Source organism: Virgibacillus litoralis, from assembly GCF_017873675.1.
Classification (GTDB): Bacteria; Bacillota; Bacilli; order Bacillales; family Amphibacillaceae; genus Lentibacillus; species Lentibacillus litoralis.
This window is the reverse complement of the sequence record NZ_JAGGKK010000046.1, coordinates 1-1,408: the sequence shown is the minus strand read 5'-3', so window position 1 is coordinate 1,408 and position 1,408 is coordinate 1. Positions and strand designations below refer to the sequence as shown.

The window sequence follows — 1,408 nt, the reverse complement described above, 5'->3', positions numbered from 1 at the left end:
GGTACTGCACCCTAAAAGTTAGAGTTAAAAATCTAACTTTTAGGGTGTTTTTATATGGCTAAATATAGCAAAGAGTTCAAATTGAATATTGTAAAAGAATACTTGGAAGGTCCATTTGGTTCTACTTCGTTGGCTAAAAAATATGGGGTTCCCAATCACGAGCAAATAAGAAGGTGGGTGAATGCTTATAAGGTTTTTGGTGAGGAAGGTTTAAAGAGAAAGCGTTCAAAAACAGTTTATCCTGTTCAATTTAAGCTAGATGTATTAAACTTTATGAAACAAACGGGCGCTTCCTATCAAGACACGGCCACGGCTTTTAAGATGAACCAACCCACTTTAATCACCAGTTGGAATATAGAATTCCAAAAACATGGGGTAGAAGGGCTCGAAGAAAAATCGAAAGGACGGGTCACTATGTCTGCAGGAAGAAAATCTAAGAGAACAAACCAAGGAAAGAAGATGTCTCGTGAGGATCTATTAGCCCATGAAAATGAAATGCTTCGCTTAGAAAATGCTTACTTAAAAAAGTTAAAAGCTTTTCAGGAGAACCCGAATGCCTTCCTCGAAAAGCACAAGCAGCGTTGGCGTTCGAACTCAAAGAAGAAGGATTCAAATTAAAACATGTTCTATTGATCGTAGGTATTCCAGAAGCCACTTATCACTACCACATGCATCAATTAAGAAACGATGAAGATCCGGAACGTGAGTTAATAGACAAAACGCATGAGTTGTTTAAGAAACACGACGGAAAATTCGGGTATCGTCGCATCCATTTAGAATTAAAGAAGGAAGGTTATCAAGTGAACCATAAGAAGGTTCATCGAATCATGAGGGAAGAAGGTTTGAAATGTGTAAAGTTCACACGCAGATCTCGACGTTATCAATCGTATAAAGGCACGGTTGGAAAGGTCGCGGAGAATCATTTGAATCGTCGATTCAATACGTCTATACGATTACAAAAGCTGGTCACAGACCTGACGGAGTTCAAGTGCACAGGCAATGAAAAACTTTATTTAAATCCGATCTTAGATTTGTATAATGGCGAAATCATTTCTTATGGCATTTCAAATAAACCAACATTAGATATGATCCTTAAACCTCTTGATCGAGCGGTTGACATCATCAAGAATGAAGCCGAGTATCGAACCACCATTCATTCAGATCAAGGGTGGCATTATCAACACCGTAAATGGGTAAAAACCTTGAAGAAGAACAAAATCTTTCAAAGTATGTCTAGGAAAGCGACCTGTGCAGATAATGCCGTGATGGAGAACTTATTTGGCCTTATGAAGCAAGAAATGTATTACGGGGAACCCTTGGTTTCTTATACTGAATTAAAGAAGGAAATCGAGAGGTACATCGATTATTACAATCACGAACGCATAAAAGAAAAATTGGCTGGTTTAAG

1 protein-coding gene and 1 pseudogene are annotated in these 1,408 nt (G+C 38.1%); both read left to right on the top strand.

Annotated elements, in window-relative coordinates; genetic code table 11:
• The first annotated feature begins 54 nt into the window (after nt 1-54).
• Entirely contained in the window at nt 55-618 is a 564-nt protein-coding gene (locus J2Z82_RS19290; RefSeq protein ID WP_209482416.1) for a helix-turn-helix domain-containing protein, read from the top strand.
• Nucleotides 564-1,408: pseudogene (locus J2Z82_RS19285) on the top strand (IS3 family transposase); the annotation flags it as partial. The gene J2Z82_RS19290 and the pseudogene J2Z82_RS19285, both read left to right, overlap by 55 nt.

Coding starts and splice junctions, on each gene's coding strand:
- J2Z82_RS19290 (WP_209482416.1), top strand. CDS start 55: ATGGCTAAATATAGCAAAGAGTTCAAATTGAATATTGTAAAAGAATAC.